The organism is Desulfosporosinus nitroreducens (assembly GCF_023897015.1).
Lineage (GTDB): Bacteria > Bacillota > Desulfitobacteriia > Desulfitobacteriales > Desulfitobacteriaceae > Desulfosporosinus > Desulfosporosinus nitroreducens.
In genome coordinates this window covers 1-2,438 of the sequence record NZ_JAMHFY010000072.1, presented here as the reverse complement: position 1 = coordinate 2,438, position 2,438 = coordinate 1, and the positions used below count along the sequence as shown (strand labels likewise).

Genomic DNA, 2,438 nt, shown 5'->3' with positions numbered 1-2,438 from the left:
AATTATCCAGTAAAGATGATATCATGGATATAGAATTGGAGCTAAAAGAAGCCACCGCGCAGCGGTTTAGTACAACACGGTATTCCCGACACTTAGCATAGATGAAAGTGGTTGGGTCGCGTCGGGAATCCCTGGACGTTATCGGAAAGACTGTGCCCGAGCTTAGTCGTTCGCCATCCTTGGCTCACTAAGTGAGGCTTTGAAGGTGTATGTCGGATAATATTAAAATTGACATAAGAATAGAGGAAGTATGTTTGAATAACGATAGCAAGATTATTGACATTAATAGTCGAAGAAAAGAACTTGATGATAATACTGGCGAGGATGGTTGTGAAGGTTGGGAAGATGACTATAGCCTCATTAGTAAAGGGGATTACGAAGGATTAAAAAGACTTAGACAGGAAACGGCAAAGAATGATCCCGAGGATATCGATGCACAATGGCGATTGGGAGAGGCATATGTTTTATGTAAAGAATACGAAAAAGCGATTGATTATTTCACACCTTTATATAGAGAAAATCCGGATAATGGTAATATAGAGTATTCAATTTTAGACGCACTGTTTGCATTAGGCAAAAGTGAAAGAGACTTTAAATGGGTATCAGTACCTGAGGTTATAAGATTGAACAATGAAGTTTCGGATTTTTGTTATGATTATCTAAAAGGAAAAAGGAAAGCAAGAGTTTTGGCCGATTTATATTGTCAATTAATTGTTAAGGGATATCTCACCTTTAATGAAGAAGAATTGTTAAATCATTTGATTAAAGATGGAAGGTTTGAATTTCAGAATGATGGAAGCGTTCATATTACTTTACTAAAAGTTAAAAGGATGAGTAAAAAATAGAATAGTGGGGTTAAGCTTCGTAGAGACGCTCCGCCATCCATGGCTCCGCTGGGCACAGTCCATCCGATAACAGAGGGTTTGCAACACCGGAGAGAATATGAACGTAATAACCCGACGTCGCAAACCCTCAGGACGTTATACGTCATAACTAGGTCCCTATGTTTGTATACTGTTTTTATGTGGGAGAGGAGGAGAGAGTTTGGCGACAATTGTTGTACATAAGGTTACTGGCAAGCATTACGCACTTGTTGGAACAGGGTATTCATTTTTCAAAGACTCTAGACCGAGTGTATTGGGAGGTGTGTTGTTTCCACATCAAGAAGAAGGGGAATCCATGCGTGCTGCCATAAGTGATGAATATGGTGTGATCCGTTGGGTTCAGACCAATGAAATTGAAGTAATTAATATTGATGGAGTCAGAATAGGAGAAATACTAGAGCCTTACCAGAATTCGTGTTTATCAACGAAGAGCAAATCTGATTCGTTAGGAGATTGTTGTCCGGCTTGTGGTATTGGTGTATCCGCGCAGGACAAAGAGTGTCCGTCATGTGGACTTCTATTAATGGATTAAATTCCACTCTGTAATTGATTTCGTAAGATGACACTTATCTAAAGTCTGTTTTGCATGTGGCATTTGCCGTTACGACGTATAACAGAGGTTTTGCGACATCGGGAAGACATTTCAGGTAGCAACCCGACGTCGCAAACCCTCGGAACGTTATCTGTCATTCACGTGTCGGAGTAGCTTATGGGGTTATTTAAGAGGGGTGATGGATTGTACATAGCTATTTACTTTTTTGCTGTTATGTTTGTAATGGGCCTTCAAGTGTATGGTGTGATTCCTCAAAACTTTGCAATAGCAATATCCATAACTATTGGCATAATCATTCTTATATTAGATGTATATAGAATAGAGGTTTTTAAACGATATACAGGGAAAATCTTAATTCAGCTGGAAAGTGATTTAAAGACCTCTAAAGTTGCATTACCTCTTGATATATTAATAGTTGCATTAATAATTACATATGTTTATTTCAGCCTAACCAAAATACCAAAATTGTGGCTTTTAGAACATCCTGTGAATCTAGTTATCTTGTATAGGTTAATTTATGAGCTATATATTGACTTCTTTTCTAAAAGGTTCTTTATGGATAAGGGTTTATTTATTGGTGGCAAACTAATTAAATGGAACAAGATGGAATCATATGATTGGCCTGAGAAACAAGTATTTTTATTGAAAGGCTACTCAAGATTATTAATTAAGAGAAAGACAAAAATCATGATAGGAGAAGAACTTAATCTAAAAATTAATACTTCTCAAATCACGGAAATAGACAATTTGCTCCGAAAAAACATTAGTAATAGTGAGATTGTTGGGTAGCGCGAACGACAGATAACTTCTAGAGATTTATGAGGTTCCTTAAAAGAGAAAAAGCCATTGATCAACATCAATAGCTTAAGGGTAAGCAATTGCTCAGTGCAGAGTACAGAACCTCATGAATCTCATGTTGTACTAAACCGTCTGCCGAACGCACTTGGTCTATATGGGAATTCAATCTTTTCTATTTTGGTATTAATTCTCTAATGAAGAAG

The 2,438-nt window shown here is 37.3% G+C and carries 3 protein-coding genes; all 3 read left to right on the top strand.

Translation table 11 applies throughout. The features are described from left to right. Positions 1-209 precede the first annotated feature (209 nt). Positions 210-845 (top strand): tetratricopeptide repeat protein, encoded by a 636-nt coding sequence (locus tag M8E35_RS26130; protein ID WP_252473896.1) that lies wholly within the window; start codon positions 210-212, stop codon positions 843-845. Positions 846-1,044: 199 nt separating this feature from the next. Next, positions 1,045-1,416, top strand: a complete 372-nt coding sequence (locus M8E35_RS26125) for a hypothetical protein (protein WP_252473895.1) — start codon at positions 1,045-1,047, stop codon at positions 1,414-1,416. Between the two features lie 177 nt (positions 1,417-1,593). Beyond that, positions 1,594-2,226, top strand: coding sequence for a DUF5673 domain-containing protein (locus tag M8E35_RS26120; RefSeq protein ID WP_252473894.1), 633 nt, complete (start codon positions 1,594-1,596; stop codon positions 2,224-2,226). Positions 2,227-2,438: the final 212 nt, after the last annotated feature.